General features: G+C 75.2%; 2 protein-coding genes. One reads left to right on the top strand and one right to left on the bottom strand.

The genetic code is table 11. The features are described from left to right. Positions 1-775 (bottom strand): ROK family protein (locus IH13_RS0126305; RefSeq protein ID WP_063837495.1); only part of this gene is annotated, 775 nt, incomplete at its 3' end. A 183-nt stretch (positions 776-958) separates the two neighbouring features. On the opposite strand from IH13_RS0126305, the gene IH13_RS0126300 reads away from it, so the two are divergent. Beyond that, the coding region (locus tag IH13_RS0126300) for a LacI family DNA-binding transcriptional regulator (protein WP_031088448.1) at positions 959-1,556 on the top strand (598 nt) is incomplete at its 3' end.

Below are 1,556 nucleotides of genomic sequence, written 5' to 3'. Positions count from 1 at the left end.
CCCCCCCGCCGCCGATCACGGCGATGTCGATCTCGACCAGGGTGGCGGTGGCGGCGATGCCCGCGGCGAGGGCCTGGGCCGCCCTCTCGTACGAGGCGACGGCCACCGGGTCGCCCGCTCGCGCGGAGGCGGCCACCGCCGCCGCCGTCGTGTCGCCGTCCGGACCGGGGCGCCAGCCGTGCTCCAGGGCCCGCCGGGCGATGTTCGGGCCGCTGGCCAGCCGCTCGACGCAGCCGCGGGCGCCGCACGGGCAGAGGTCGCCGTCCAGGTCGACGCTGATGTGGCCGATGTGACCGGCGTTGCCGGTGGGGCCCGGGTGGAACCTACCGCCCAGGACCAGGCCGCCCCCGACGCCGGTGGAGACCACCATGCACAGGGCGTTGTCGTAGCCGCGCGCCGCGCCGAGCCAGTGCTCCGCCGCCGTCATCGCCACCCCGTCACCGACCAGCACGACCGGCAGGCGGCCCGTCACCGCGGCGACCCGCTCCACCAGCGGGACACCTCGCCAGCCGGGGACGTTGACCGGGCTGACCGTGCCCGCCGACGCGTCGACGGGCCCCGCGCTGCCGATACCGAGGGCCCGCACCCCGGGCCACAGGGGGGAGGACGTCAGCTCGGCCAGGACGTCGTCCACCGCGCCCATCACCGAGTCGGCGTCCTCCCGGGCGGGCGTCGCCCTGCGGGCCCGTACGAGCAGGGCTCCGGTGCGGTCCACCAATGCGCCGGCGATCTTGGTGCCGCCGATGTCCAGGGCGGCGACGAGGTCGGTTTGCATCGGTGCGGCTCTCCGGAGGGGGTGGGTGGCGGGGTCTGCGGCTTCGGTCGGTGCTCCTCCCAGTCTCCCCCGCCATGACAACGTTGTCCAGGGCCTATGCTCGACGCCACAGCCTCCGGCGCCCCTCCGCACCCCGCGCGGGGGTCCGGAGCGCCCCCGCCTCCGACGACAGGACAGCGCACCGTGGCCGAGACCGCCCGTCATCCCGAGCCCCGTTACGGCACCAGGCCGACCATGAAGGACGTGGCCGCCCGCGCCGGAGTGGGCCTCAAGACGGTCTCCCGGGTGGTGAACAGCGAGCCCGGCGTCACACCCGACACCGAACGCCGCGTGCAGGAGGCGATCGACGCACTCGGCTTCCGCCGCAACGACAGCGCACGCGTGCTGCGCAAGGGCCGCACCGCCTCCATCGGGCTCGTCCTGGAAGACCTCGCGGACCCGTTCTACGGCCCGCTGAGCCGCGCCGTGGAAGAGGTGGCCCGCGCACACGGGGCACTGCTGATCAACGGCTCCAGCGCCGAGGACCCCGAACGTGAGCAGGAGCTCGTCCTGGCCCTCTGCGCACGCCGGGTGGACGGGCTCATCGTGATCCCGGCGGGCGACGACCACCGCTATCTGGAACCCGAGATGAGGGCGGGCGTCGCCACCGTGTTCGTCGACCGCCCGGCGGGCCGGATCGACGCGGACATGGTGCTCTCGGACAGCTTCGGGGGCGCCCGCGAGGGGGTCGCCCACCTGGTGGCGCACGGCCACCGCCGGATCGGCTTCATCGGCGACCAGT

Origin of the sequence: Streptomyces sp. NRRL WC-3549 (genome assembly GCF_000721935.1) — a bacterium.
Lineage (GTDB): Bacteria > Actinomycetota > Actinomycetes > Streptomycetales > Streptomycetaceae > Streptomyces.
Note: the sequence above shows the minus strand (reverse complement) of the source record. Positions and strands in the feature narration are given on the sequence as shown.